We start from the raw sequence: 26,262 nt of genomic DNA, 5'->3' as shown, positions 1-26,262 counted from the left end.
GCTGGCGAACCAGCCGGGTCGTTATTCTTTCTCCGAAATGTACGGATCGGGGTAGCCAAGAGCAAGCATTATCTCGGTCTCCAGCGATTCCATCTCTTCGGCTTCGTCATCTTCAATGTGATCATACCCTAACAGGTGCAGGCTACCGTGGATCACCATGTGCGCCCAGTGCGCCTCCAGCGCCTTATCCTGTTCCCTGGCTTCCTGCTCAACCACCTGGCGGCAGATAATTAAATCCCCGAGCAGCGGCAGTTCGATGCCCGGGGGGGCCTCAAAGGGAAACGACAGCACATTGGTCGGTTTGTCTTTACCGCGATAGGTATGATTCAGCTCATGGCTTTCTGCCTCATCGACGACGCGAACAGTGACTTCACTTTCGGGCTGGAACTGCGGCAGGACGGCATCCAGCCAGCGCTGGAAGTCTGCTTCGGCGGGCAGGCCCTGTTCGCTTTCACAGGCGAGTTGCAGGTCCAGAATCACATTACTCATTGGTTCTCCTGTGAAGCCTGCTGTGCAGCCAGGGCTTCACGTTTACGTTCTTCGGTCTGGGTATCGCGCCGCTTTTGATCGGCGGCTTCCCAGGCTTCATAGGCCACAACGATGCGCGCCACGACAGGGTGGCGCACCACGTCTTCACTGTGGAAGAAATTGAAACTCAGTTCGTCCACGTCGGAAAGCACTTCAATCGCATGGCGCAGGCCGGATTTCAGGTTACGCGGCAGGTCAATCTGCGTCACGTCACCGGTGATCACCGCTTTCGAGTTAAAGCCAATGCGCGTCAGGAACATTTTCATCTGCTCGATGGTTGTGTTCTGGCTTTCATCAAGAATGATAAACGCGTCGTTCAGCGTGCGGCCGCGCATATAGGCCAGCGGGGCCACTTCAATAACATTACGTTCGATCAGCTTCTCGACGCGTTCAAAGCCCAGCATTTCGAACAGCGCATCATACAGAGGACGCAGGTACGGGTCGACTTTCTGGCTGAGATCGCCCGGCAGGAAGCCCAGTTTTTCACCCGCTTCCACTGCCGGACGGGTCAGCATGATACGACGGATCTCCTGGCGTTCCAGGGCATCGACCGCTGCCGCCACGGCGAGATAAGTTTTACCCGTACCCGCCGGGCCAATACCAAAGGTCACGTCGTGGTCAAGAATGTTAGCCACATACTGCGCCTGGTTCGGCGTACGCGGTTTGATTACCCCACGTTTGGTTTTGATGTGAATCGCTTTGCCAAACTCGGGCACGCTGTCGGCTGTCTGTTCCAGTACGCCGCTCTCTTTAATCGCCAGATGTATCTGCTCCGGGTCAATATCCGGAATGTGCCCACGCACCGGGGCGGTATCAACATAAAGATGACGCAGTATATCGACAGCGGCATGAACGCTTAATGCGCGGCCCACCAGTTTAAAGGCGTTTTCGCGGCGGTTAATTTCAATACCCAGTCGGCGCTCTAACTGTTTGATATTGTCATCAAACGGGCCACACAGGCTCAGCAGGCGGGCGTTATCAATCGGTTCCAGGGTTACTTCACGTGTTTCAATGTTCAAACTAATCCTTTGGGTCACACAGGGCCAGGTTGAGAAATGGATGGCTGACCTGGCATAAGTGCCAGCGCCAGAAAGGAAGTATTTATGGCAGCACGCAAAGCTGCAAGCGTTGGGGTGGATATTTGGGCGCGGCTTTCAGAAACCAAGTGTAACGCAATGAAATGATACGGCGAACCGGGAAGGCTCGCCGCAGGATAAGCGGTCAGGGTTGGAAAGTACCGACGCCCAGTTCATTCTCTTTGCGCGTACGTGCAATGACCGACTCCGGGGATTCGCTGGTGCGCAGGCCCATCTGATCTTCGCCACGGATGAAAATACCGCGCAGCGAGTTGGCATACACATCGACGATTTCGACGTCAACAAACTTACCAATGTGCTCCGGCGTGCCTTCAAAGTTGACGACGCGGTTGCAGCCGGTGCGGCCGGAGAGTTCCATTACGTTTTTACGCGACGTCCCTTCCACCAGGATACGCTGTACGCTGCCGAGCATCCGGCGGCTCCAGGCCATCGCCTGCTGGTTGATGCGGTCCTGCAGAATATACAGGCGCTGTTTTTTCTCGTCTTCTGAGACATCATCAGGCAGGTCGGCGGCGGGCGTTCCGGGACGGGCAGAATAGATAAAGCTGTAGCTGGTATCAAAATTGATCTCGCCGACCAGTTTCATGGTCTGCTCAAAATCTGCCTGGGTTTCGCCGGGAAAACCGATGATAAAGTCAGAGCTGATATGGATATCAGGGCGCGCCGCCACCAGTTTACGGATGATGGCTTTATATTCCAGGGCCGTGTGGGCACGTTTCATCAGCGTCAGAATACGGTCCGCGCCGCTCTGTACCGGCAGGTGAAGGAAACTCACCAGTTCGGGCGTATCGCGATAGACCTCGATGATATCATCAGTAAATTCGATCGGATGGCTGGTGGTGAAGCGGATACGATCGATGCCGTCTATCGCAGCTACCAGACGCAGCAGTTCCGCAAAAGAGCAGATACCCCCGTCGAAAGTAGCGCCGCGATAGGCGTTCACGTTCTGACCCAGCAGGTTAACTTCGCGTACCCCCTGGGCAGCCAGTTGGGCGATTTCAAACAGAATATCATCTGAGGGGCGGCTGACTTCTTCACCGCGCGTGTAAGGAACGACGCAGAAGGTGCAGTATTTATTGCAGCCTTCCATAATCGACACAAATGCGGTTGGTCCCTCAGCACGCGGTTCGGGCATCCGGTCAAACTTTTCGATTTCCGGGAAACTGACGTCCACGACCGGGCTTTTGGTGCCGCGTACGGTATTGATCATCTCCGGCAGACGGTGCAGCGTTTGCGGGCCAAACACAATATCCACACAGTTTGCGCGCTGGCGGAGCTGGTCCCCCTCCTGAGAGGCGACACAGCCACCGACCCCGATGATCACATCGGGATTCGACTCTTTCAGTTTTCTCCAGCGACCCAGCAAAGCGAAAACTTTCTCCTGGGCCTTTTCACGAATCGAACAGGTGTTGAGCAGCAGAACATCGGCATCTTCCGCCGCGTCGGTCAGGGTATACCCGTGGGTGCTGTTTAACAGGTCTGCCATTTTTGATGAGTCATACTCATTCATCTGACAGCCCCAGGTTTTAATATGCAGTTTTTTTGTCATCGACTTGCCATTTGTCATGCAGAAAGGAGTGCGGGGCGCGTATTGTAGTGGTTCGCTGCCCGTGGCAGCGGTGTCGCGGCGATCTGTTTGTCGCAGAAAAATCCGGTACACTTAACAACGATCAGGATAACAGAATTCTGCCGGTGAGGTGTAGCTGCAGAGCACGTATGATACGGCCGGTGAAGGAAAAAACATGACGGAATTAAAGCAAAAAGTGGATGTGGCCATTGTCGGTGGCGGCATGGTCGGTGCCGCGCTGGCCAGCGGGCTGGCGCAACATGGCTTCAGGGTGGCGGTGCTGGAACAGGAGGCCCCATCGGAATTTGATGCGTCAGGTCATCCTGACGTGCGTATTTCGGCCATCGGGGCGGCCTCAGTGGCGTTGCTGAAACAGCTGGACGTCTGGCCCACGGTCCTGGGGATGCGTGCCGTTCCCTATCGTCGGCTCGAAACCTGGGAGTGGCAGAGCGCTCAGGTGGCCTTCGATGCCGAATCGCTGGGCTTGCCCGAGCTTGGCTATATGGTTGAAAACAGCGTACTTCAGCGCGCGCTGTGGCAGCGTCTGCAACAGCAGGACATCCGCCTGCTGTGTCCGGCGCGCCTGCGCGATCTCCAGCCAGTAAACGGGGGATGGCAGCTGCGGCTGGATAACGATGATACGCTGACCGCACGGCTGGTGGTGGGGGCTGACGGCGCAAACTCCCAGGTCAGGCAGCTGGCAGGCATCGGCATACACGGCTGGAACTATGCACAGTCCTGCATGCTGATCAGCGTGCGCTGTGACCGTGACGCCGGTGATGCGACATGGCAGCAGTTTACGCCGCAGGGCCCCCGCGCCTTCCTGCCGCTGTTTGATCGCTGGGCTTCGCTGGTGTGGTATGACAGTCCGGCGCGAATTCGCCAGCTGCAGGCGATGACCATGCCCCAGCTACAAAAAGAGATCCAGGCGAACTTTCCGGCGCGCCTCGGAAGGGTTACCCCGGTCACCGCCGGTTCATTCCCGCTGGTTCGCCGTCACGCCACGCGCTACGTACTGCCGGGGCTGGCACTGGTGGGGGATGCGGCTCATACCATTAACCCGCTGGCCGGGCAGGGCGTCAATCTGGGCTATCGTGATGTTGATGCGTTAATCCGCGTGCTGAGTGAGTCGCGCCTGCGCGCGGAAGACTGGGCCTCCTCGCCGGTATTACAGCGCTATCAGCGTAAACGGCTGAAAGATAACCTGCTGATGCAGAGCGGAATGGATCTGTTTTATTTTGCGTTCAGTAACCCGTCGGCACCGTTGAAGATCGTACGCAATCTGGGGCTGATCGTGGCGCAGCATTCCGGCGTGTTAAAACGTCAGGCGCTAAGGTATGCCTTAGGGCTTTAGGCTGGGCGGGGTGAAGGGTTGGCCGGAACAGAAGGTCGACCCCTGTTCAACTGCCCGTGTGGATGTGCTTCAGACGTAAAAAAGCCCGCTTGCGCGGGCTTTTTTACTTTGTGGCTGGGGTGCAGGGATTCGAACCCCGGAATGCTGGTATCAGAAACCAGAGCCTTACCACTTGGCGACACCCCAATTTTTTTGCGACTGGCGAACCAGGCGTCTTTTTCTTTGCGACTTGTACTACCAGCCGTCTTTATATGGCTGGGGTGCAGGGATTCGAACCCCGGAATGCTGGTATCAGAAACCAGAGCCTTACCACTTGGCGACACCCCAATAAAATTGGTGGCTACTACGGGAATCGAACCTGTGACCCCAGCATTATGAGTGCTGTGCTCTAACCAGCTGAGCTAAGTAGCCTAATTTTACTGCTTTACTATCCTAACATACTTTTTACTGCTTAAAAATGGCTGGGGTACCTGGATTCGAACCAGGGAATGCCGGTATCAAAAACCGGTGCCTTACCGCTTGGCGATACCCCATCCGTGCAAACCGCGTTGGAAATGGTGCGGGAGGCGAGACTTGAACTCGCACACCTTGCGGCGCCAGAACCTAAATCTGGTGCGTCTACCAATTTCGCCACTCCCGCGCAAAAAAGATGGTGGCTACTACGGGAATCGAACCTGTGACCCCAGCATTATGAGTGCTGTGCTCTAACCAGCTGAGCTAAGTAGCCATCTTTTTTCGCGTAACCTTCTGCGGCGTTGCGGGGCGCATTATGCGGAGTTGGCCTAAAAGCGTCAACAAGTTTTTTCCCGTTTTTTGTCACAATCGTGTTGTTTGACTGCCTTGTGACCAGGATGACGATAAAATCAACGAATTCTGAAGCTAACAGACGCAACCGCTAATTAAAAACGGGCCGCAGGGGCCCGTTTGTGTTGAATAACAACAAACAATTAGTAAGCGGACTGGTGTACGCCGACGGCACGGCCTGAAGGATCGTCCATGTTTTTGAAGGCTTCGTCCCATTCTATTGCCTTAGCGGATGAACAGGCCACGGATGGACCGCCAGGGACGCATTCTGCAGCGCTTGGCAGAGGGAACAGCTCTTCAAAGATTTCGCGATACAGATAGCCTTCTTTTGAGGTCGGCGTGTTGTAAGCGAAACGGAAGTGCGCGGTTTGCAGCTGCTGGTCGCTGATCTGAGCGGCAGCCACTTCTTTCAGGGTGTCGATCCAGCTATAGCCTACCCCATCAGAGAACTGCTCTTTCTGACGCCATGCAACACTCGCCGGCAGGTAAGACTCAAAACACTCGCGCAGGATGTGTTTTTCCATTTTCCCGTTGCTGCCACACATTTTGTCCTGCGGGTTGATGCGCATTGCCACGTCCAGGAATTTCTTATCCAGGAACGGCACTCGCGCTTCCACACCCCAGGCCGACATCGCTTTGTTGGCACGCGCACAGTCGAACATATGCAGAGCATGAAGTTTGCGTACGTTCTCTTCATGGAATTCGCGGGCGTTTGGTGCCTTATGGAAGTAAAGATAACCGCCAAAGACTTCATCTGCGCCTTCACCGGACAACACCATTTTGATCCCCATTGCCTTGATTTTACGCGACATCAGGTACATTGGCGTCGAGGCGCGGATGGTGGTCACATCATAGGTTTCAATGTGGTAAATCACATCACGGATGGCATCCAGGCCTTCCTGCACGGTGAAATGGATCTCGTGGTGGACGGTGCCCAGGTGTTCTGCCACGGCTTTCGCGGCAGTCAGGTCAGGAGACCCTTCCAGGCCGACGGCGAAGGAGTGCAGCTGTGGCCACCAGGCCTCGCTCTTATCCTGGTCTTCTACGCGCTTGGCCGCAAAACGTTTGGTCACCGCAGAGATAATGGAAGAGTCCAGACCGCCGGACAGCAATACACCGTAAGGGACGTCTGACATCAGGTGACTTTTTACCGACTCTTCCAGTGCGTTTTTCAACGCAGCTGCGTCAGTGGTGTTGTGTTCGACAGCTTCATAGTCAAACCAGTCTCGCTGCCAGTAGCGACGGATCTCACCGTCAGTGCTGGACAGATAGCTGCCTGGTGGGAACTCTTTCATGCTGCGGCAGACTGGTACCAGCGCTTTCATTTCAGAAGCCACATACAGGTTACCGTGCTCGTCGTTACCCATATAAAGCGGGATGATCCCGATGTGGTCACGGCCGATCAGGTAGGTGTTTTTCACGCTGTCATAAAGGATAAAGGCGAACATGCCCTGCAGGTCATCAAGGAAGTCGATCCCTTTTTCCTGATACAGCGCGAGGATCACTTCACAGTCAGACTCGGTCTGGAACGCATAGCGATCGCTCAGTTCAGCGCGCAGAGCCTGATGGTTATAGATTTCACCGTTTACCGCAAGGACGTGTGTATGGTCTGCATTGTACAGCGGCTGTGCGCCATTGTTGACGTCGACAATCGACAGACGCTCATGAACAAGGATCGCATTGTCATTCGCATAAACACCTGACCAGTCCGGGCCACGGTGACGCATCAGACGTGAAAGCTCCAGGGCTTTCTTGCGCAGTTCAGCAGGATCGCTTTTCAGATCGAGTACACCAAAGATAGAACACATATACAGCTCCCTAACGACTTACCTTGCGGTGATGATATTGGTTTAAAGCGACAGTTATCGCGTCATGACTATGAAAATGCGCTAAGCCGTCAGGTGATGCAAGTATTTTAGTCATTAGGTGAAAAATAGGCCGTTGACTCTGCTTTATTCTTAGCGAATATTCATTTTTTCAGTGTTTTTATTGATGAATTTGCAATGAATGGCAAAAAGCGGATAAAAAACGGCCAGCAGGAGGAGCCATTGCCCGGCAGGCCGGGCAGGGGGGAAACTAGATAATGTCGATATCGGCAACCGAAGGGTAAATCCAGGTGGGGCGGAACGGCATGGCATCAACGTCACTGAGCGTGGAGACACCTGACAGCACCAGAATGGTTTCCAGCCCGGCCTGGAAACCGGCCAGAATATCCGTGCGCAGGTTGTCACCCACGATCACCGTCTCTTCTGAGTGTGCCTGCATTTTGTTCAGCGCGGCACGCATGATCCACGGGCTGGGTTTCCCGACGTAAAACGGCTGGCGACCCGATATTTTTTCGATCCCGGCGCACAACGCACCGCAGGCCGGTGAAAAACCGTGGCCGTGACTGTCCGGGTTTGTGGCAATAAAACGTGCGCCGTTCGCAACGAACCAGGCGGCCTTATGCATCATGTCCCAGTTAAACGAGCGGGTCTCACCCACGATCACAAAATCGGGGTTGATGTCCGTGATAGTGAAGCCAGCTTTGTATAGCTCATGGATCAGTGCCCCTTCGCCGACGACATAGGCTTTCTTTCCTTCCTGTCGTTTCAGAAAATCGGCGGTGGCCATCGCTGAGGTATAGAAGACGCTGTCCGGCAGTTCAATGCCGGCGGAGGCAAAGCGGTTTGACAGATCCATGGCGGTTTGCGAAGGATAGTTAGTCAGCACCACCAGAGGCATATTATTGCCGACGATACGCTGTAAAAACTCGCGAGCGCCGGGTACGGCCGTATTGTCGTGCATCAGCACGCCATCGATATCGCAGATAACGTTCTTTATCGTCATGCGTTCAGATTCCATCATTTAATTAACTTCCAGCAGTCGTTGCAGCAAAATTCCATTGAGCATCGCCCGTTTTGCCAGGGCGAAAGCGCCAATCGCCGAACGGTGATCGATCGCCGAGCGCACCACCGGCAAATTTTTACGGAATGCCTTCAGCGCCTGCGTATTGATGCAGCCCTCAATGGCGGGGAGTAGCACTTTATCGGCTTCCATAATTTCACCCGCGATGACAATTTTTTGCGGATTGAACAGGTTAATGGCGATGGCGATGGCTTTACCAAGATGGCGTCCTACGTGCTCGATCACTTCCGTCGCCAGTGCATCACCCCGGTTAGCGGCAAGACAAATAGGTTGAATCTGACATTCGTCCAACGTCAGGCTGCTTGGATAGCCCTGGGTCAGAAGGTGTCGCACACGGTTTTCAATCGCGCTGTTGGCGGCAATGGTTTCCAGACAGCCAAAGTTGCCGCAGTGGCAGCGTTCGCCCAGTGGATCCACCTGGATATGTCCCAGCTCCCCAACGTTACCGTTACTGCCGAGAAAGATATGCCCGTTGGCAATAATACCGGCACCCGTACCGCGGTGAACACGCACCAGAATGGAGTCTGCGCAGTCACGTGATGCGCCAAAATAGTGCTCTGCCAGTGCCAGGCTGCGAATATCGTGGCCAACAAAACTGGTGACATTGAACCGTTTTTCCAGGCTGGCCACCAGCGGCCAGTGGCTGACATTAATATGTGGCATATAACGGATGATGCCGTTAGTCGGGTCGACCAGTCCGGGCAGGATCACGGAAATAGCGATTAGCTCACGTAGCTTACGCTGATGAAGTTCAGTGAAGTCGGCAATGGCCTTGAACAGTGCATTTTCCAGGGTTTCCTGCGTGCGCTCAGGCAGGGAATAGTGCTCCTCAGCCAGCGATTTCCCGCTCAGATCGAACAGCGTGACGGTAGCATCGTGACGGCCAAGCCTGACACCTATCGTGTTAAATCCCCGGGTTTCGGTGATGATGGAGATCGCACGACGGCCTCCGGTAGAGGCCTGCTGATCGACTTCTTTGATCAGACCACGGTCAATAAGCTGACGCGTGATCTTGGTGACGCTGGCGGGGGCGAGCTGACTGTGCTCGGCAATCTGGATTCGAGAAATAGGGCCCTGCTGATCGATCAGCCGGTAGACGGCCGCACTATTAAGTTGTTTAACAAGATCAACATTTCCGATTTGTGCCTGGCCGCCGGTGGTCATTAAATATCTACTCGCTTAAGACCTCGTTACCATTAACGATGGTCCGGGTGATTTTGTAATCGCGGGTGAACACGGTCAGATTGGCCACTTTACCGGCCTCAATTGTCCCTAAACGTGCCTCTACCCCCATTGCGCGGGCTGGGTAAAGCGTGGCCATACGAATCGCTTCATCAAGGGCGATGCCCACATGTTCGACGCTGTTAGCTACAGCTTCAATCATAGTCAGAGCCGATCCGCTGAGCGTGCCATTCTCGTCAACACACAGTCCGTTGCGATAGTATATTGTTTTGCCAGCAAAAATGAACTGATCAATAGCTGCGCCCGCCGGGGCCGTGGCATCGGTGACCAGGATCAGCTTGTCACCTTTGATCCGTTTAGCGTTGCGAATGTTTGCGTAATGGACGTGCAGACCATCGGCAATAATGCCGCACCAGACGTCTGAAGCATCAAACAGCGCACCGATCAGACCCGGTTCGCGGCCGCTGGTGGTCGGCATGGCATTATAAAGATGTGTGGCAAAGGAAACCCCGGCATCAATCCCGGCAAGGGCTTCGTCATATGTGCCGTGTGAGTGACCTGCAGAAATCACAATACCGGCATCACGCAACTGACGGATCACTGCAGCATCGACTTTTTCCGGTGCCAGCGTAATTTTGCCAATCACATCGGCGTTGGCACACAGGAAATCGACCAGCGCCTGGTCAGGTGCCCGGATAAGCGCGGGATTGTGCGTGCCTTTTTTCAGCGGATTGAGCCACGGTCCTTCAAGATGCAGGCCGAGCGCCTCATTGCTGTTCTGAGCCAGCCAGGCACGCATCACCTCGACGGCACGCTTCATCAGTTCATCGGTGCTGGTGATTAGCGTTGGCAAAAAACTGGTGCATCCCGATTTTTCGTTAGCTTTTTGCATAATTTGCAGCGTTTCTACGCTGATAGCGGCAATATCATCATTAAACTGCACGCCACCACAGCCGTTGAGCTGCAGATCAATAAAGCCAGGGGAAATAATCGCGCCATCTACCTGACGGGTTTCAATGCCTGCGGGCAGATCCTCCAGCGGGCAGACGCGTTCAATCAGGCCATTGGCGATCACAACCGCATGGCGATCGAGGATTTTGTGGCCTGTGTAAATGCGGCCCTGGGTTAATGCGTACATAACTGTTCTCCTGACTTTCCTGATATTGCCTGTCCTGCCGTCGGGGATTTCCTTTCGGCAGGCACCAATCTGTCATGACGACGCCCGTCAGGGACGATCACAGATCTTTAATATTTCCAGCTTCCATCTCGCGGAAATACTTCACGGTTTTCATTTTCAGCTCCATGGTGGCCGGTTCGTCACACACGACCACGGCTTTCGAATGGAGTTGCAGACAGCTGATGGTCCACATATGGTTCACGTTGCCCTCAACGGCGGCCTGAAGCGCCTGCGCTTTGAGATGACCGGTAACCAGAATCATAACTTCTTCTGCATCCAGCAGCGTGCCCACGCCCACGGTCAGCGCATACTTTGGCACCTGATCAACGTCACCGCCAAAGAAGCGTGAGTTAGCGATACGGGTCTCGTGCGTGAGGGTTTTGATACGGGTACGCGAAGCCAGTGATGATGCCGGCTCGTTAAACGCGATATGGCCGTCATTGCCTACGCCGCCCATAAACAAATGAATTTTGCCGTAAGCACGGATCTTCTCTTCATACTGGCGACATTCTGCGTCAATATCTGGAGCATTACCATTGAGGAGATTGATATTTTCAGTTGGAATATCAACGTGATCGAAAAAGTTACGGTACATAAAGCTGTGATAGCTTTCCGGGTGCTCTTTCGGCAGGCCGACATATTCGTCCATATTGAACGTTACCACGTGTTTGAAGCTAATCTGGCCTGCTTTATGCATCTCAATCAGGTGCTTGTAGGCTTCCAGCGGCGTGCCGCCGGTAGGCAGACCCAGCACGAAAGGACGGTCAGCCGTCGGTTTGAACGCATTAATGCGGTTAACGATATGGCGTGCTGCCCATTTTCCGACCTGGGCTGGCATTGCCAGAGGAATCAGTCTCATCTTGCACCTCGTAGTAGCAGAGTGGGAATAAAGTAAAACGGTGCTCTGTCTGAACGTTGACTAAGCGTAACCCGATTAGCACAGCCTGACAGTGGGTTTTGTCCGTTTTGATTTTTCGGATCATAAAATAAGTTTGTGCCGTTAGCCAGTCGCATGCTAACAATAATGCGTTTTTAAGTGATTTTTATCACATAAATGCGGGTTTAATTTGCGAAGCGAATTAATTTTTTTTTACACTTCGCTTCGTGGTGTGTAGTGTCGAACAGACAAAAAAAAGCCGTGAAAAAAAACAGACGGTTTTTGCCGCCCTAACCGGGCTCACAGGGGGAAATGGTGAATATTCTAGGATTCTTTCAAAGATTAGGGCGGTCGTTACAGCTGCCTATCGCAGTGCTGCCTGTTGCCGCACTGATGCTGCGCTTCGGCCAGCCTGATTTACTTAATATGCCGTTTATTGCGCAGGCGGGCGGGGCTATCTTTGACAACCTCGCACTCATCTTCGCTATCGGTGTGGCCTCAACCTGGTCGAAAGACAACGCCGGTGCGGCAGCCCTTGCCGGTGCCGTGGGGTATTTTATCCTGACTAAGGCGATGGTCACCATTAACCCGACGGTTAATATGGGTGTGCTGGCGGGGATCATTACCGGTCTGGTTGCCGGTATGGCTTACAACCGCTGGTCTGACATTAAGCTGCCAGACTTCCTGAGTTTCTTTGGTGGCAAACGCTTTGTTCCTATTGCGACCGGTTTCTTCTGTCTGGTGCTGGCGGCAGTGTTTGGTTATGTCTGGCCACCTGTACAGGCGGGTATCCATGCTGGCGGAGAGTGGATCGTTTCTGAAGGAGCCTTCGGGGCCGGGATCTTCGGTTTTGTTAACCGTCTTCTGATCCCAACCGGCCTGCATCAGGTGCTGAATACCATTGCCTGGTTCCAGATTGGTGAGTTCACCAACGCGGCTGGTGCGGTCTTCCACGGTGATATCAACCGTTTCTATGCGGGTGATGGCACGGCGGGGATGTTTATGTCGGGCTTCTTCCCGATCATGATGTTCGGCCTGCCTGGTGCCGCGTTGGCAATGTACCTGGCAGCACCGAAGGCGCGTCGTCCGATGGTGGGCGGGATGCTGCTGTCGGTTGCGGTTACCGCATTCCTGACTGGCGTGACTGAGCCGCTGGAATTCCTGTTCATGTTCCTGGCACCGATGCTGTATCTGATCCACGCCATCCTGACCGGGATCAGCCTGTTTGTTGCTACCTCTCTGGGCATCCATGCCGGCTTCTCCTTCTCTGCGGGTGCCATCGACTATGCCTTAATGTACAAACTGCCTGCTGCCAGCCATAACGTCTGGTTACTGCTGGTGATGGGTCTGGTGGCCTTTGTGGTTTACTTCGTGCTGTTCAGCGCGGTTATCCGCATGCTGAACCTGAAAACACCGGGCCGTGAAGATGATGGCGACCTGCTGGTCAAGGATGAAGCCAACAGCAATACCGAAGAGGGACTGGCCGATCTTTCCCGCCAGTACATTGGTGCGATTGGTGGGTCAGATAACCTGAAGGGGATTGATGCCTGTATTACCCGTCTGCGCCTGTCGGTAAAAGATGCCTCGCTGGTCAATGATGCCCAGTGCAAACGTCTTGGTGCGTCCGGCGTGGTGAAACTGAATAAGCAAACCATTCAGGTCATTGTGGGGGCGAAAGCCGAATCCATCGCTGAAGAGATGAAAAAACAGATCGCCAAAGGTCCGGTTGCGGCAGCGGCAGCAGTGAGTGCCGCAGCGGTTGTACCGGTTGCTGCGCCAAAGGCAGTTCCTGATGAGGCCAAAGGGGTCATAGATACGCTGGTGGCACCGGTCAGCGGCACGGTAGTCGCCATTGAGCAGGTGCCGGATGAAGCCTTCGCCAGTAAAGCTGTCGGTGACGGTCTGGCGATTAAGCCCACTGGCAGTACAGTGGTGGCACCGGCTTCCGGTACGCTGGTTAAGATCTTTAACACCAACCATGCCTTCTGCCTTGAAACTGAAAAGGGTATCGAAATCGTTGTTCATATGGGACTCGATACGGTGGCGCTGGAAGGTAAAGGGTTCACGCGTCTTGTCGAAGAGGGCGCGACGGTAGCAGCCGGTCAACCGGTGCTGGAGATGGACCTGGCGTTCCTTAACGCCAATGCCCGATCGATGATCAGCCCCGTCGTGGTCAGCAACATCGAAGATTTCGCCGGGATCACCCTGCTGGCCGGTGAAACGGTGGTGGCGGGCGAAACGCGGATATACGAAATTAAAGGCTAACAGCGGCAAAGAGTGCGACTGTGGCAGGGCGGGAAGCGATTCCCGCCCTTTTTTTATGTGATTCCAGCAACAAACGGTTGTTTCCCCTGTCAGCTTTGTGGATCATACTCCGTTATTTCATAGCTAAATTATACTCGTCATTCTTCCGGTAGCCGCCCGGCGACAGCCTGAATGATTGAGAGCCAATGCCCAGCATTAATTGAGGAAATTGAGATGAGTGAGGCTGAAGCCCGCCCAACTAACTTTATTCGTCAGATTATCGACGAAGATTTGGCGAACGGTAAGCACAGTTCAGTGCACACCCGCTTCCCGCCTGAGCCGAATGGCTATCTGCATATTGGCCATGCGAAATCAATCTGCCTGAACTTTGGCATCGCCCAGGACTATCAGGGGCAGTGCAACCTGCGTTTTGATGACACTAACCCGGTGAAAGAAGATCTGGAATTTGTTGAATCAATCAAGCGTGATGTGCAATGGCTGGGTTTCGAGTGGAGCGGCGACGTACGCTACTCATCTGACTATTTCGAGCAACTGCACAATTATGCTGTTGAACTGATTACTAAAGGGCTGGCTTACGTTGATGAACTGTCACCCGAGCAAATCCGTGAATACCGTGGCAGTCTGACCTCAGCGGGTAAAAACAGCCCCTTCCGCGATCGCAGCGTGGAAGAGAACCTTGAGCTTTTTGCTAAAATGCGCGCGGGCGGTTTTGCCGAGGGCACCGCGTGTCTGCGTGCCAAAATCGATATGGCCTCCAACTTTATCGTCCTGCGTGACCCAGTGATCTACCGCATTAAATTTGCTGAACATCACCAGACCGGCAATAAGTGGTGCATTTACCCGATGTATGACTTCACCCACTGCATTTCCGATGCGCTGGAAGGCATTACTCACTCATTATGCACGCTGGAATTCCAGGATAACCGTCGCCTGTACGACTGGGTGCTGGATAACATCACCATTCCGGTGCATCCGCGTCAGTATGAATTCTCTCGACTGAATCTTGAATACGCCATTATGTCCAAGCGTAAGCTGAGCCAGCTGGTGACTGAAAACGTGGTGGAAGGCTGGGATGATCCGCGCATGCTGACCGTATCGGGTCTGCGCCGCCGTGGCTACACTGCGGAATCCATCCGCGAATTCTGCCGCCGCATTGGGGTGACCAAGCAGGACAATATTGTTGAAATGGCTGCGCTGGAGTCCTGTATCCGTGACGATCTCAATGAGAACGCCCCGCGTGCTATGGCGGTGATGGATCCGGTAAAAGTGGTGATTGAAAATCTGCCTGCACATCATGATGAAGTGATCACCATGCCGAATCATCCGAGTAAACCAGAAATGGGTACCCGCGAAGTCCCGTTCAGCCGTGAGATTTACATCGATCGTGCTGACTTCCGTGAGGAAGCAAACAAGCAGTACAAGCGTCTGGTGCTGGGTAAAGAAGTGCGTCTGCGTAATGCCTACGTGATCAAAGCTGAGCGCGTGGCGAAGGACGAGGAAGGCAACATTACCTGCCTGTTCTGTACCTGTGATGTGGACACCCTGAGCAAAGATCCGGCCGACGGACGTAAAGTGAAGGGCGTGATCCACTGGGTGTCAGCGGTCCATGCCGTTCCGGCAGAGTTCCGCTTGTACGATCGTCTGTTCAGCGTACCGAATCCTGGGGCAGCAGAGGACTTCCTGGCCAGCATCAACCCGGAGTCTCTGGTGATCCGTCAGGGCTTCGTGGAACCCGGGATGCAGCAGGCGGAAGCGTCAGCCCCGTATCAGTTTGAGCGTGAAGGCTACTTCTGCGCCGACAGCGTCTACTCCAGTGCCAGCAATCTGGTGTTCAACCGCACCGTTGGCCTGCGTGACACCTGGGCGAAAGTCGGCGAGTAAGCCGCTACTCCGAAGAAAAGGGCGTTGATTCGCCCTTTTTTTTGATCTTTATAATTCCGCAGACAAATAATCAATAAGCAGACGCGTTTTACGCGGCAGAGCGGCACCGGCGGCAAAAACGGCGCTGACCGGCTGTACCGGGAGCTGCCAGTCGCTAAACAGGACCTGTAATAATCCACCCGCCACATCCTCTGACACCAGCCATTCAGGCAGTACCGCTACGCCCAGCCCTTCCAGCGCCATCTGACGCATAATCTGAGCCGAATTGGTGCTGTAGCTTGCCTCACTTTTAATCTCGTCGTGTTCTTTACCCTGACTGAAACGCCAGCGGCCGGGATGGGACAAATTGCTGTTATGTATCCAGGGTAACGCGGCTACCTCAGCGAGCTGTCGCAGCGGATGTCGGGCGACAAGGTGGGGAGAGGCCACCAGCAGTATCCGGTACTCGCCCAACTTTCGGCTCCTGAGTGAAGAGTCCCGCAGCGTGCCAAGACGGATAGCGACATCCAGCTTGTGACTGACCAGGTCGTCCAGCGATGCACCGACGTTATAGCTGAGGGTCAGACCGGGGTGTTGTTGACAGAAGCGGGCAATGTAAGGCATCAGACAGTGCTGACCATATTCCCAGGTTGAGGTAAGACGCAACTCGCCGGAGAGAGGCTGGCTGTCATCCGTGACGCGGCTGACCGCCTGCTCAATATGGGCAAATATCGTTCTGAACTCGTCATAAAGCTGGCTTCCGCTTTCCGTCAGCGCCAGATTGCGCGTGTTGCGCGCCAGCAGGGTGACGCCGAGAACCTGTTCCAGTGTTTTGATATGCAGGCTGACCATCGCCTTACTCAGGCCGAGATTATCAGCCGCCCGGGTAAAGCTGCCGCCGTCGACGACGGCAAAGAAAGTGTGGATCTTATCGAGATGTGTGTGCACGAGATTGTTCACTTTTATCAAACAATATTTTCAATTTATGCCAGTCGATTCAGCTAGTCAATCACCGCTATGCTGCGCCCGGAGGTATGACTATGTGCTATCGTTACCGTGTTGCCGTCATCTTTTTGCTCGGCTTTTTTATTGATTGTATTAATATTTTTATGTCAGCTATTGCTCTGCCGGAGATAGCCGGGCAGCTGGCGATTGCCAGCGGGTCCCTCAGCTGGGTGGCGAACAGTTATATCCTGGGTCTGACGGTGATTATCCCGGTCAGTGGCTGGCTGGCAGGCCGCTTTGGTGCCCGCCCGGTACTGGTGATATCCATGCTGCTGTTCAGCCTGGCGGCATGGGGCTGTGGTAGCTCCGAATCGTTTGCCTCACTGGTGCTGTGGCGTTTTTTACAGGGTATGGCCGGGGGGCTGCTGATACCGGTAGGACAGGCGTTGACGTTCAACCTGTTCAGGGGCAGGGAGCGGGCAGGCATTTCTACGTTGATTATGTGCGTGGCGCTGATTGCTCCCGCACTTTCCCCGCTGTTCGGGGGAATGATTGTCGACACACTCTCGTGGCGCTGGATTTTCTGGTGCAACATTCCGTTTAGTCTGGCTGCCGCTGTGCTGGCGGCACTGTGGATAAAACCTGAAACGCTGAGGGCTACCCGGCCTGATATTCGCGGCATCCTGCTGGTCTGTCTGGCGCTGGCCGCCGTGCTGCTCGGCCTGTCGCGTCTGGGGGAAGCGGGTTCCGCGATCGCGGCCTCGCTCTGGCTGCTGGCGGGGCTGGTACTGGCATTCGCTTATCTGAAACATTACCAACGCCAGCCGCAGGCCGTGATCGACCTGAGTCTGCTGCGCAATCCCCGGCTTCAGCTTGCCGTGATGGTGTATTACGCAGTACCGGGCCTGTTTACCGGGGTGAACCTGCTGAATATATTTTATCTGCAACAGTGCCTGCACTTTTCTGCCGAACGCAGCGGGGCCTTTATGCTGCTTTATGGCGGCGGGGCACTGGTGGCGATGTTGCTGTGCGGGCGTCTCTATCATCGTCTGGGAGCCACCATTCTGTTCAGCACGGGCTTAGTGCTTCATGCTGCCGGAATCGCCCTGCTGGCGCTGGTACAGCGACCGGAACAGTTGCTGTTGTTAAGCCTGGCCTACCTGCTGATGGGCATGGGCGGCGGAATAAGCGCCAACACGGCACAAACCAGCGCCCTCAGTGACTTTGACGATCGGCAGATGACCCGCGCCAGCGTGATATGGAATATTAACCGTCAGCTGTCATTCAGCCTGGGGGCGGCCCTGCTCACTGTATTATTTAGTTTACTCAATCACTTTTACTCTGCCGCGCAGTCATATCATCAGGTGTTTATCGCCGCTGCCGTTACCGGTCTACTGCCCCTGTGGATGATTTACCGCATCAACTGTCAGAAGGATACTCTGTGTCGACATTAAACGAAAAAGCGCGTGAAAGCGTACTGGTATTACATGAGCTGATTGCCGCCGTGTTTAACGGTGATGAAAGCCAGTTAACGCCGCTACTTTCACATTTTGACCCCGATTTTGTAATGGTCACGCCCACCGGAAAAAGTCTGGCTATGCCCGAGGTGGCTACACTGTTTGCCCGGCTGGTCGGCGGGCGTCAGGGGCTGAAAATTACCATTGAGCAGTGCCAGACAGTGGCCCTGTTTGGTCAGGAGGTGGCGATTCAGTATCACGAACGGCAGCAGCAGGGAGAAAATCAGACTCACCGAATTTCACTGGCGGTGATTAACTGCGTTACTACGCCACCGCGCTGGCGATATTTACAGGAAACGATGGTGACTTACTGATTACTGTACTAGTTCACGGGTGTGAAAGTGTGTAGACTATGCGGCATTACTGCCGTTTAGCCAGTGGATTATCCCGGCAAAGGGCATGTTTTTTACTGCTTTCGCTAAGGGATTGTTATGGCTCTACCGGCTTCTGCTGTTCGCTTACCGTCGACACTGTGGGGAACACTGATTATCAGCGGCACCATCATCGGTGCCGGCATGTTTTCTCTTCCCGTGGTGATGTCCGGGGCCTGGTTTCTCTGGTCCTCGGCTCTGCTGATCGCCACATGGTTTTGTATGCTGCTTTCCGGGCTGCTGTACCTTGAGGCCAGTCTTCATTATCCCGCCGGGGCCAGTTTCGATACGGTCACCCGTGACCTGCTGGGGCGTGGCTGGAATCTGATTAATGGCCTGTCGGTGGTCTTTGTGCTGGGTATCCTGACCTACGCCTATATTTCTGCCAGCGGCGCGATCATTCAGCGCAGCCTGGGGCAGTTAGATATCGACATGTCGGCCCGGGTGGCTGGTCTGCTGTTTACACTGCTGGTGGCGCTGTTTATCTGGCTTGGAACAGCGGTGGTCAGCCGCATGACGCTGATTTTTCTTGGCGCTAAGGTCATCACATTTCTGATGATTTTCGGCGGGCTGCTGTGGCATATCCAGCCGGTCAATCTGCTCGACAGTCAGGGCACGGACAGAGAGTATCTGCGCTATCTGTGGGCCGTCGTGCCTTTCTGTCTGGCTTCTTTCGGCTACCACGGGAATATTGCCGGGCTCATCAGCTATTACCATAAAAATGCGGAACGCGTCAGTCGCTGTCTGATCTTTGGCACGTTACTGGCCCTGGCGATCTATTTTATCTGGATCATTGGCACCATGGGCAATATTCCGCGTAGCGAATTCAAAGCGATTGCGGCGCAGGGGGGAAATATCGATGTGCTGGTGGGGGCGCTATCGGGCGTACTGCACAACCGCTATCTGAACCTGATGTTGGATATCTTCTCTAACTTTGCAGTTGCCTGCTCGTTTCTTGGCGTTAGTCTGGGCTTTTTTGATTACCTGGCCGATCTGTTCAAACTGGATAATTCTGCAACCGGACGACTGAAAACTACCCTCCTGACGTTCAGCCTGCCGTTAACGGCCGCGCTTATCTGGCCCAACGGTTTTCTGCTGGCCATTGGCTACGCGGGTCTGGCTGCGACCGTCTGGGCGGTAGTGACACCGGCCCTGCTGGCCAGACAATCCCGGCGGCGTTTTGCCACAGCAGGTTGGCGGGTCAGGGGAGGGCATGCTCCGATTGTACTGGTGCTGCTGTTTGGCTCGCTCAATGCGCTGGTTTGTCTGCTCTCCTATGGTGGATGGTTGCCACTCTATACTGGCTAAATCATATAATATGAAAATACCATTAGTAGAAATACGAAAGTGGTATTTTTATTTCCCGTGAGTTTGTGGTGGCGATCATGTTTTCATCATTCTGTCTTATTTTTAATTGATAATTCGCGACGCGAAAAATAATATGAATGCACAAGTGGCGTAGAGCGAAGATTAATTCATTCCTTTAAGAAGGTCGCTTTTCGTCTAAAAAGAATAGGGATTATTCTATGCCTCATATTACCTCTGTGCAGAACAGACTATGCGTGACGCTATCGCTAAGCCTGTTCTTACCCGCTTTTTTTTATCCAATGCCATTAATGGCCCACGGATTTATTGCTGATTCTTCACTGAAAGGCAGTGTTTATTACTGGCAGCGACAGCGCGACCGTAAAGACCTGACGCCGGGCAGCGATAAATACGGGCATTATCAACAGAATTTACATCACTCAACGTTTAACGGCAGCCTCGATTTTTCGTCAGGATACGCGGCTGAAGTGATTGGGTTTGATCTGGCCGTGTTTGGTGCTCTCGATATGGCAAACAGTGGCCCTGCTGCACCCAATGAAATCGGCTTCAGTGATGCAAAAACCCGCTGGGATGAGCACTGGAGTGGCGATCGAAACGGAACCAGCCTTTATAAAGCCGCAGTAAAAGTTAATTATGATGATATCTGGCTAAAAGCGGGATATTTACAGCCCACCGGACAAACTCTGATGGCACCGCACTGGAGTTTTTTACCCGGAACTTATCTTGGCGCTGAAAGTGGCATTCGCAAGGAATGGGGAGATGCAGGGGCGTTATCATTTTCATATATGTGGAGTAATCGTTATAAAGCGCCCTGGTATGAACATATGTATAACTTCCGTAAGGCAGATGGCATAACGGGAATATCTTATCTGCATTCAGTCGGCATGAAATATGAATTGACGGATAAAGCCGTTATTGAAGGTGCCTTTGGCCAGGCGGCCGGTTATATGGATCAATATTTTTTCAAAGGTTCCTATGCTTTTCCGCTGCAGGGAAACGACCTGCGCACCAGCTGGCAATTTTATGGGGCCAGGGACAAAGAAAAAGGGGGGGCTGGTAACGTCAATGATGTTTATGACGGACTGGCCTGGCTTCAGGCGCTGACGCTGGGATATACCGCGGGGCCCGTTGATTTACGTCTGGAGGGGACCTGGGTAAAAGCTGCGGGCAACCAGGGGTATTTTTTACAGCGCATGACGCCGGGCTACGCCTCTTCCAACGGTCGTCTTGACGTCTGGTGGGATGCCCGCTCTGACTGGAATGCCAATGGTGAAAAAGCCCTGTTTGCCGGCGTGATGTACGATCTTGCCCGCTGGGAGTTACCTGGATGGGGCATTGGAACATCCTATGCCTTTGGCTGGGGGGCGAAGCCCGCCAGCCACCCGGCGAACGACCCGCACAGGCGTCTGAAAGAGTCCGCGTGGAACCTTGATTTGCTTTATACGATTCAGAGCGGCGTGGCGGAAGGGACGCTCTTTAAGCTGCACTTCACCCGCTATGACAATCACAGTTCGATCCCCAGCTACGGCGGCGGCTATAACAATATCTTCCAGGATGAAAAGGACGTTAAGTTTATTGTTATCGCGCCTTTTACCCTGTTTTGATTGTGCAGATCTGTAAGGAGCAGATGATGAAACAAGGAATCACACTGTGCTTCGCGCTGCTGCTCGGCGGCTGCGGGCTGGTAAAGGATAGCACGGAGTCATCCGGGCGGCAGGCCTGGAAATCCTGTATTCAGCAGTCCAACGGAGAGGGACAAAAGGTGAAGGCCTGCCAGCCGCTGCTCGACACGCTGCAGCTGCAGCAGCAGCACCGTGTATTTGCCCGTCGGGAAACAGTGCGTGTGCTCGACTATCAACGCTGTCTGGATGCGGAAAAAATGGGGGGCGGTGAGGGCGTCAGTGACCGTTGTGGTCAGCTGTGGCAGGAAATTAAGCACGCGAATCAATAGCCGACAAGGAAGGATATAACGATGAATCCGAGAAAAATCAGCCTGTTAGCAATGGCTTTGATGGCCGTTTTAGGCAGCAGCGCCGTCCCCGCCAGCCAGAAGCTGGTGAATCAGATCAGTCAGTTTGGTGTGCGTTATCAGGTGACCGATAACCATGCGGCACTCCACGGCGTGGACTGTGCCGCGCTCGGCGCCGACTGGGCGGCCTGCAACCGTGCGACCATTACCTTAACGAATCACGGACCGGCCATCACCCGTAAAGACTGGGCAATCTACATGAGCAATGTCCATAAAACCCTGGCCGTTGAAAGCGACCAGTTTCGTATGGTCCATATTGTCGGAGATCTGACCCGACTGGAGCCGACTGAAAAGTTTGCGGGGATTGCCGCCGGGGCTTCTGTCACTATCCCTGTCGTCAACGAGTACTGGCAGCTGTTTATGACCGATGTCATGCCGCGCTGGTATGTGACCTCCGGGGATGCCAAACCAAAAATTATTGAGGCGACAGATACCGAAGACCTTTCCCGCTTTGTTGCCCCCTTTGGCGATAGGTGGAAGCGCACGCCTGACGACAGGAATATCCTGATGCAGGCCGACAGCCGTTACGAGAAAAACAGCGATATCAAACGCCTGGCCCCCGACGAGTTGCGTGGTCAAATCGTTCCCACTCCGCTGACCGTTAAAGTGACAGATGCAGACGCGGATCTCAGCCGCGGCGTCAGCCTCGACCTGGCCTCGCTGCCAGCAGACCGGGCAGAGGCAATAAAACAGCGCTTCTCTTCACTCGGTGTGACTCTGAATGCGGCGGGCTACCCGATAGCGACCCGTATTGATCCTGCTGCAGTGAAAGATATCCCTGCCATCCCGGGTGCCTATCGGCTGACCATCGCCAAAGAGGGTGCCGCGGTGACAGGCTATGATGATCAGGGCGTTTTCTATGGTCTGCAGTCAATCCTGTCACTGCTGCCGGCGGACGGCAGCAACCGCATCGCCACGTTGCAGGCTGATGATGCACCACGTTTTGCCTACCGTGGCGTCTTCCTTGATGTGGGACGCAATTTTCACAGTAAAACAGCGATCCTGAAGATGCTGGAGCAGATGTCAGCCTGGAAAATGAATGTCTTCCACTTTCATCTGACAGACGACGAAGGCTGGCGGATAGAAATCCCGGGGCTGCCGGAACTGACGGCGGTAGGCAGCCAGCGCTGTCACGATCTTCAGGAACAGCACTGCCTGCTACCGCAGCTGGGTTCCGGACCGTTCAATGACAACAACGGCAGTGGCTACTTCAGCCGCCAGGACTATATTGATATCGTCAAATTCGCGCAGGCGCGCGGCATTCAGGTGCTGCCGGAGGTGGATATGCCTGCGCATGCGCGGGCCGCCGTGATTGCCATGGAAGCGCGCTATCAGCACCTGATGAAAGCAGGGCAACAGGAACGGGCATCAGAGTACCGGCTGGTCGATCCTGGCGATAATTCCAATACCACTTCCGTTCAGCTTTATGATCGCACCAGCTATTTGAACCCCTGCCTGGATTCCTCTTTACGCTTTGCCGATAAGGTCATCGCTGAAATCCAGCAGATGCACCGTGATGCCGGACAACCACTGCGCAGCTGGCATTTTGGCGGCGATGAGGCGAAAAATATTCGTCTTGGCGTCGGCTATACGGATATCAGGCACCCCGAAGCGGGCAAAGGACAGCTTGATTTAAGCCGTGAGGATCAGCCGTGGGCGAAATCGCAGGCCTGCCAGACGATGGTTGCTTCGGGCAAGGTCAGCGATTTGGGACATCTGCCCAGCTACTTTGCACTGAAAGTCAGCGAGTTGGTCAAGGCACACGGTATCAACAGAATGCAGGCCTGGCAGGATGGTTTGAAAGACGCACAGAATGCGCGAGCGTTTGCCACACCGGAAGTGGCGGTGAATTTCTGGGATACGCTTTACTGGGGCGGGTTCGACACCATCAATGACTGGGCAAATAAGGGCTATCAGGTGATTGTTTCTAACCCTGATTACCTCTATATGGATTTTCCCTATGAGGTGAATCCTCTGGAGCGCGGCTACTACTGGGGGACCCGGTTTAATGACGAGCGCAAAATGTTCAGCTTTGCGCCGGACAATTTGCCGCAGAATGCGGAAACCTCCGTTGACCGCGACGGTCAGTTCTTCACTGCCATGTCCGACAAACCCTGGCCGGGAGCGGCGGGCATGTCGGCACAGCTGTGGAGTGAGACGGTACGTACCGATGAGGATATGGAATATATGATCTATCCCCGTCTGTTCTCCGCCGCTGAGCGGGCATGGCACCGCGCGGCCTGGGAACAGGATTATCAGGCGGGTAAAACGTATCAGGGAGGGAAAACGCACTGGGTTGACCAGCAGGCGTTGCGTCAGGACTGGCAGCGATTCGCCAATATTCTCGGCCAGCGTGAGCTGGCAAAACTGGACAGATACGACGTGGGTTACCGATTACCGGTGCCAGGGGCACGTATTGTCGGGGGGAAACTGCTGGCGAATACGGCTTTTCCTGGCGTAACGATCGAGTTCAGCCGTGATGAAGGTCAGCAGTGGCAGCGTTACGACAGTCAGACCCCGCCTGAAGTCAGTGGCGGCATCATGATCCGTGCTGTCAGCGCGGACGGAAAGCGTGTCAGCCGTCAGGACACACTGTAACGCAGGCATAAAAAAACCGATGGCATAGCCATCGGTTTTTGCATTCAGTTGATCAGATTACTTGTCGTGCAGAGTCTCGTCTTCACGGCAGTCACCCAGCGAACAGTGGCCATAAAGATACAGGCTGTGGTTGCTCAGTTTAATGCCGTGACGCGTAGCGATTTCACGCTGACGCTCCTCAATATATTCGTCTCTAAACTCAATGACTTTACCGCAGTCCAGGCAGATCAGGTGATCGTGATGGTGCTGCTGGGTCAGTTCGAAAACGGATTTACCGCCTTCAAAGTTGTGGCGGGTAACGATCCCCGCGTCATCGAACTGGTTCAGTACACGGTAAACCGTGGCCAGACCAATTTCTTCGCCCATATCAATCAGGCGTTTGTACAAGTCTTCCGCACTGACGTGATGGCCCTCTGGTTCCTGAAGCACTTCCAGAATTTTCAGTCGGGGAAGCGTGACTTTCAGGCCGGCCTTCTTTAATGCGGTGTTATTGTCAGTCATGCGGATATTGTCCTGTTACTTTGCGAGTCACTTAGTGGCTGAAAAGCCCTGAACATCGGTCGGCGCTAAAAATGAGTGCGTTTCAGTATAGAACTGATAATCCGAAATGAAAACCAAAAGGGAAGCCTGAAACCGCAAGGGATGTAAGGATAAATGTCGTTACATCCAGGGAAGCGCGCGCCCGAATTATGCTGGGTTAACATCTCGATCTGCCTCATCTCATCGCCCAGGGGCGACTCACGTCCTCAATAATGGGGCTTGCGCTGAGAAAGCGGGTAACCGATGGGGTTATTGTACAGTTTTGCAGGTGAAAGTTACAAACATGTATCTATTACTTCTATAGGAAAAACCACTCACTTGATGTGAGATACCTCCCACATCAAGCTGTTATGGCTATGCTTCGATAATGTCTTGCAGCTGAAGTTCATCAGAAATTTGTTTTACCCACTGCTCAACACGTTCGTTGGTGAGTTCAGGCTGACGGTCTTCATCAATGGCCAGGCCAAGGAAGTGGTTGTCATCTGCCATGCCTTTAGACGCTTCGAAGTGATAGCCTTCGCTCGGCCAGTGGCCAACAATGACAGCACCGTTAGGCTCAATGATGTCACGGATAGTGCCCATCGCATCGCAGAAGTACTCGGAGTAATCTTCCTGATCGCCACAGCCAAACAGAGCAACCAGTTTACCGTTGAAGTCGATCTCTTCCAGCGTTGGGAAGAAGTCATCCCAGTCACACTGGGCTTCACCGTAGTACCAGGTTGGGATGCCCAGCAGCAGAATATCAAAGGCTTCAAGGTCTTCTTTGCTGCTTTTAGCAATATCACGAACTTCTGCAACATCTTTCCCCAGTTGCTTCTGGATCATTTTTGCAATGTTTTCGGTATTGCCTGTATCGCTACCAAAGAAAATGCCGACGAGTGCCATGAGTTTAATAACCTCTTGAATCTTAATGATATGGTGACTGCTGATTTTTTAGCAGATATCGTTAATGATAACAGACCGCCGTAAGCGGATAAATGAGTAATACTGCTGGTTTTGTCGCTGAGTGCTCAGGCCCGGATGGCATCAGAGCTGATGGCGTTGCAGCTGTGCCAGCAGCATCTCTTCAATCAGCTCGCTCCGGCTCATATTACGCTCGAAGGCCAGCTGGTTCAGGACATCCACCGCATCGCTGTTCATTTTCAGCTCAACGCGTTTCAGGCCGCGCACTTTATCACGCTTGAGCTGATTGCGTTTGTTGATACGCAGCTGCTCATCACGCGTCAGCGGGTTAGTCTTGGGTCGTCCCGGACGACGTTCATCTGCGAACAGATCGATCGTTGTGCGGTCCGTGTTCTCTTTTGCCATAGGAATCGTC

General features: G+C 53.9%; 21 protein-coding genes and 6 tRNA genes. 9 read left to right on the top strand and 18 right to left on the bottom strand.

Translation table 11 applies throughout. The annotated features are described in order from the left end of the window. Positions 1-21 precede the first annotated feature (21 nt). The 3 genes from ybeY to miaB all read right to left on the bottom strand — a co-directional run bounded on the left by ybeY (position 22) and on the right by miaB (position 3,174). Positions 22-489 (bottom strand): rRNA maturation RNase YbeY, encoded by a 468-nt coding sequence (ybeY, locus tag IFU29_RS08295; RefSeq protein WP_191933492.1) that lies wholly within the window; start codon positions 487-489, stop codon positions 22-24. Next, positions 486-1,547 (bottom strand): PhoH family protein, encoded by a 1,062-nt coding sequence (locus IFU29_RS08290; protein ID WP_191933491.1) that lies wholly within the window; start codon positions 1,545-1,547, stop codon positions 486-488. The genes ybeY and IFU29_RS08290 overlap by 4 nt, the downstream gene beginning before the upstream one ends. A gap of 202 nt (positions 1,548-1,749) precedes the next feature. Continuing rightward, positions 1,750-3,174: a tRNA (N6-isopentenyl adenosine(37)-C2)-methylthiotransferase MiaB gene (miaB, locus tag IFU29_RS08285; RefSeq protein ID WP_191933490.1), complete on the bottom strand. Its 1,425-nt coding sequence runs from the start codon at positions 3,172-3,174 to the stop codon at positions 1,750-1,752. 193 nt (positions 3,175-3,367) lie between these two features. Here miaB and ubiF point away from each other — a divergent pair, with 193 nt between their 5' ends. Next, positions 3,368-4,546, top strand: a complete 1,179-nt coding sequence (gene ubiF / locus IFU29_RS08280) for a 3-demethoxyubiquinol 3-hydroxylase (protein WP_191933489.1) — start codon at positions 3,368-3,370, stop codon at positions 4,544-4,546. 111 nt (positions 4,547-4,657) lie between these two features. Here the strand turns inward: ubiF and IFU29_RS08275 are convergent. The 11 genes from IFU29_RS08275 to nagB form a co-directional block, all read right to left on the bottom strand. Next, positions 4,658-4,732: transfer RNA gene (locus tag IFU29_RS08275), tRNA-Gln, on the bottom strand. Positions 4,733-4,798: 66 nt separating this feature from the next. Next, positions 4,799-4,873, bottom strand: a tRNA-Gln gene (locus tag IFU29_RS08270). Positions 4,874-4,880: 7 nt separating this feature from the next. Further along, positions 4,881-4,957 (bottom strand) — tRNA-Met (locus IFU29_RS08265). A 47-nt stretch (positions 4,958-5,004) separates the two neighbouring features. Continuing rightward, positions 5,005-5,079 (bottom strand) — tRNA-Gln (locus tag IFU29_RS08260). 22 nt (positions 5,080-5,101) lie between these two features. Beyond that, positions 5,102-5,186, bottom strand: a tRNA-Leu gene (locus IFU29_RS08255). 10 nt (positions 5,187-5,196) lie between these two features. Then, positions 5,197-5,273: transfer RNA gene (locus tag IFU29_RS08250), tRNA-Met, on the bottom strand. A gap of 220 nt (positions 5,274-5,493) precedes the next feature. Further along, positions 5,494-7,158: an asparagine synthase B gene (gene asnB, locus IFU29_RS08245; protein WP_191933488.1), complete on the bottom strand. Its 1,665-nt coding sequence runs from the start codon at positions 7,156-7,158 to the stop codon at positions 5,494-5,496. Positions 7,159-7,426: 268 nt separating this feature from the next. Beyond that, positions 7,427-8,179 (bottom strand): HAD-IIA family hydrolase, encoded by a 753-nt coding sequence (locus IFU29_RS08240; RefSeq protein ID WP_062748489.1) that lies wholly within the window; start codon positions 8,177-8,179, stop codon positions 7,427-7,429. Between the two features lie 18 nt (positions 8,180-8,197). Beyond that, on the bottom strand, positions 8,198-9,421 hold the full coding sequence (gene nagC / locus IFU29_RS08235) for a DNA-binding transcriptional regulator NagC (RefSeq protein WP_191933487.1): 1,224 nt from the start codon (positions 9,419-9,421) through the stop codon (positions 8,198-8,200). 7 nt (positions 9,422-9,428) lie between these two features. Continuing rightward, entirely contained in the window at positions 9,429-10,577 is a 1,149-nt protein-coding gene (nagA, locus tag IFU29_RS08230; RefSeq protein ID WP_191933486.1) for an N-acetylglucosamine-6-phosphate deacetylase, read from the bottom strand. Positions 10,578-10,674: 97 nt separating this feature from the next. Beyond that, entirely contained in the window at positions 10,675-11,475 is an 801-nt protein-coding gene (nagB, locus tag IFU29_RS08225; RefSeq protein WP_191933485.1) for a glucosamine-6-phosphate deaminase, read from the bottom strand. A 333-nt stretch (positions 11,476-11,808) separates the two neighbouring features. On the opposite strand from nagB, the gene nagE reads away from it, so the two are divergent. Next, positions 11,809-13,758 carry a PTS N-acetyl glucosamine transporter subunit IIABC gene (gene nagE / locus IFU29_RS08220; RefSeq protein ID WP_191933665.1) on the top strand — a complete coding sequence of 650 codons (1,950 nt, stop codon included), beginning with the start codon at positions 11,809-11,811 and terminating at the stop codon, positions 13,756-13,758. 213 nt (positions 13,759-13,971) lie between these two features. Then, positions 13,972-15,639, top strand: coding sequence for a glutamine--tRNA ligase (gene glnS, locus IFU29_RS08215; RefSeq protein WP_191933484.1), 1,668 nt, complete (start codon positions 13,972-13,974; stop codon positions 15,637-15,639). 48 nt (positions 15,640-15,687) lie between these two features. On the opposite strand, the gene IFU29_RS08210 is transcribed toward glnS, so the two are convergent. Beyond that, on the bottom strand, positions 15,688-16,566 hold the full coding sequence (locus IFU29_RS08210; protein ID WP_198424985.1) for a LysR substrate-binding domain-containing protein: 879 nt from the start codon (positions 16,564-16,566) through the stop codon (positions 15,688-15,690). Positions 16,567-16,658: 92 nt separating this feature from the next. Here IFU29_RS08210 and IFU29_RS08205 point away from each other — a divergent pair, with 92 nt between their 5' ends. The 6 genes from IFU29_RS08205 to IFU29_RS08180 all read left to right on the top strand — a co-directional run bounded on the left by IFU29_RS08205 (position 16,659) and on the right by IFU29_RS08180 (position 24,404). Further along, the gene (locus tag IFU29_RS08205) at positions 16,659-18,017 is read left to right on the top strand and encodes an MFS transporter (protein WP_191933482.1); all 1,359 of its coding nucleotides are present in this window, start codon (positions 16,659-16,661) and stop codon (positions 18,015-18,017) included. Beyond that, positions 18,005-18,394, top strand: a complete 390-nt coding sequence (locus IFU29_RS08200; RefSeq protein WP_191933481.1) for a hypothetical protein — start codon at positions 18,005-18,007, stop codon at positions 18,392-18,394. Before IFU29_RS08205 ends, IFU29_RS08200 begins: the two co-directional genes overlap by 13 nt. A gap of 117 nt (positions 18,395-18,511) precedes the next feature. Continuing rightward, positions 18,512-19,759, top strand: coding sequence for a tryptophan permease (mtr, locus tag IFU29_RS08195; protein WP_191933480.1), 1,248 nt, complete (start codon positions 18,512-18,514; stop codon positions 19,757-19,759). A gap of 218 nt (positions 19,760-19,977) precedes the next feature. Further along, complete coding sequence (gene chiP / locus IFU29_RS08190) at positions 19,978-21,381, top strand: chitoporin ChiP (RefSeq protein WP_191933479.1); 1,404 nt, start codon at positions 19,978-19,980, stop codon at positions 21,379-21,381. A 23-nt stretch (positions 21,382-21,404) separates the two neighbouring features. Next, the gene (gene chiQ / locus IFU29_RS08185; protein ID WP_191933478.1) at positions 21,405-21,728 is read left to right on the top strand and encodes a ChiQ/YbfN family lipoprotein; all 324 of its coding nucleotides are present in this window, start codon (positions 21,405-21,407) and stop codon (positions 21,726-21,728) included. A 21-nt stretch (positions 21,729-21,749) separates the two neighbouring features. After that, complete coding sequence (locus IFU29_RS08180) at positions 21,750-24,404, top strand: family 20 glycosylhydrolase (protein WP_191933477.1); 2,655 nt, start codon at positions 21,750-21,752, stop codon at positions 24,402-24,404. Positions 24,405-24,461: 57 nt separating this feature from the next. On the opposite strand, the gene fur is transcribed toward IFU29_RS08180, so the two are convergent. The 3 genes from fur to ybfE all read right to left on the bottom strand — a co-directional run bounded on the left by fur (position 24,462) and on the right by ybfE (position 26,252). Further along, a complete protein-coding gene (gene fur, locus IFU29_RS08175; protein ID WP_062748415.1) occupies positions 24,462-24,905 on the bottom strand; it encodes a ferric iron uptake transcriptional regulator in 444 nt (147 codons plus the stop codon). A 393-nt stretch (positions 24,906-25,298) separates the two neighbouring features. Then, complete coding sequence (gene fldA, locus IFU29_RS08170) at positions 25,299-25,829, bottom strand: flavodoxin FldA (protein WP_191933476.1); 531 nt, start codon at positions 25,827-25,829, stop codon at positions 25,299-25,301. Positions 25,830-25,970: 141 nt separating this feature from the next. Further along, on the bottom strand, positions 25,971-26,252 hold the full coding sequence (ybfE, locus tag IFU29_RS08165; RefSeq protein WP_191933475.1) for a LexA regulated protein: 282 nt from the start codon (positions 26,250-26,252) through the stop codon (positions 25,971-25,973). Positions 26,253-26,262 lie beyond the last annotated feature (10 nt).

The organism is Erwinia persicina (assembly GCF_014838825.1).
Classification (GTDB): domain Bacteria; phylum Pseudomonadota; class Gammaproteobacteria; order Enterobacterales; family Enterobacteriaceae; genus Erwinia; species Erwinia persicina_A.
This window is presented reverse-complemented; position numbering and strand designations above follow the sequence as displayed.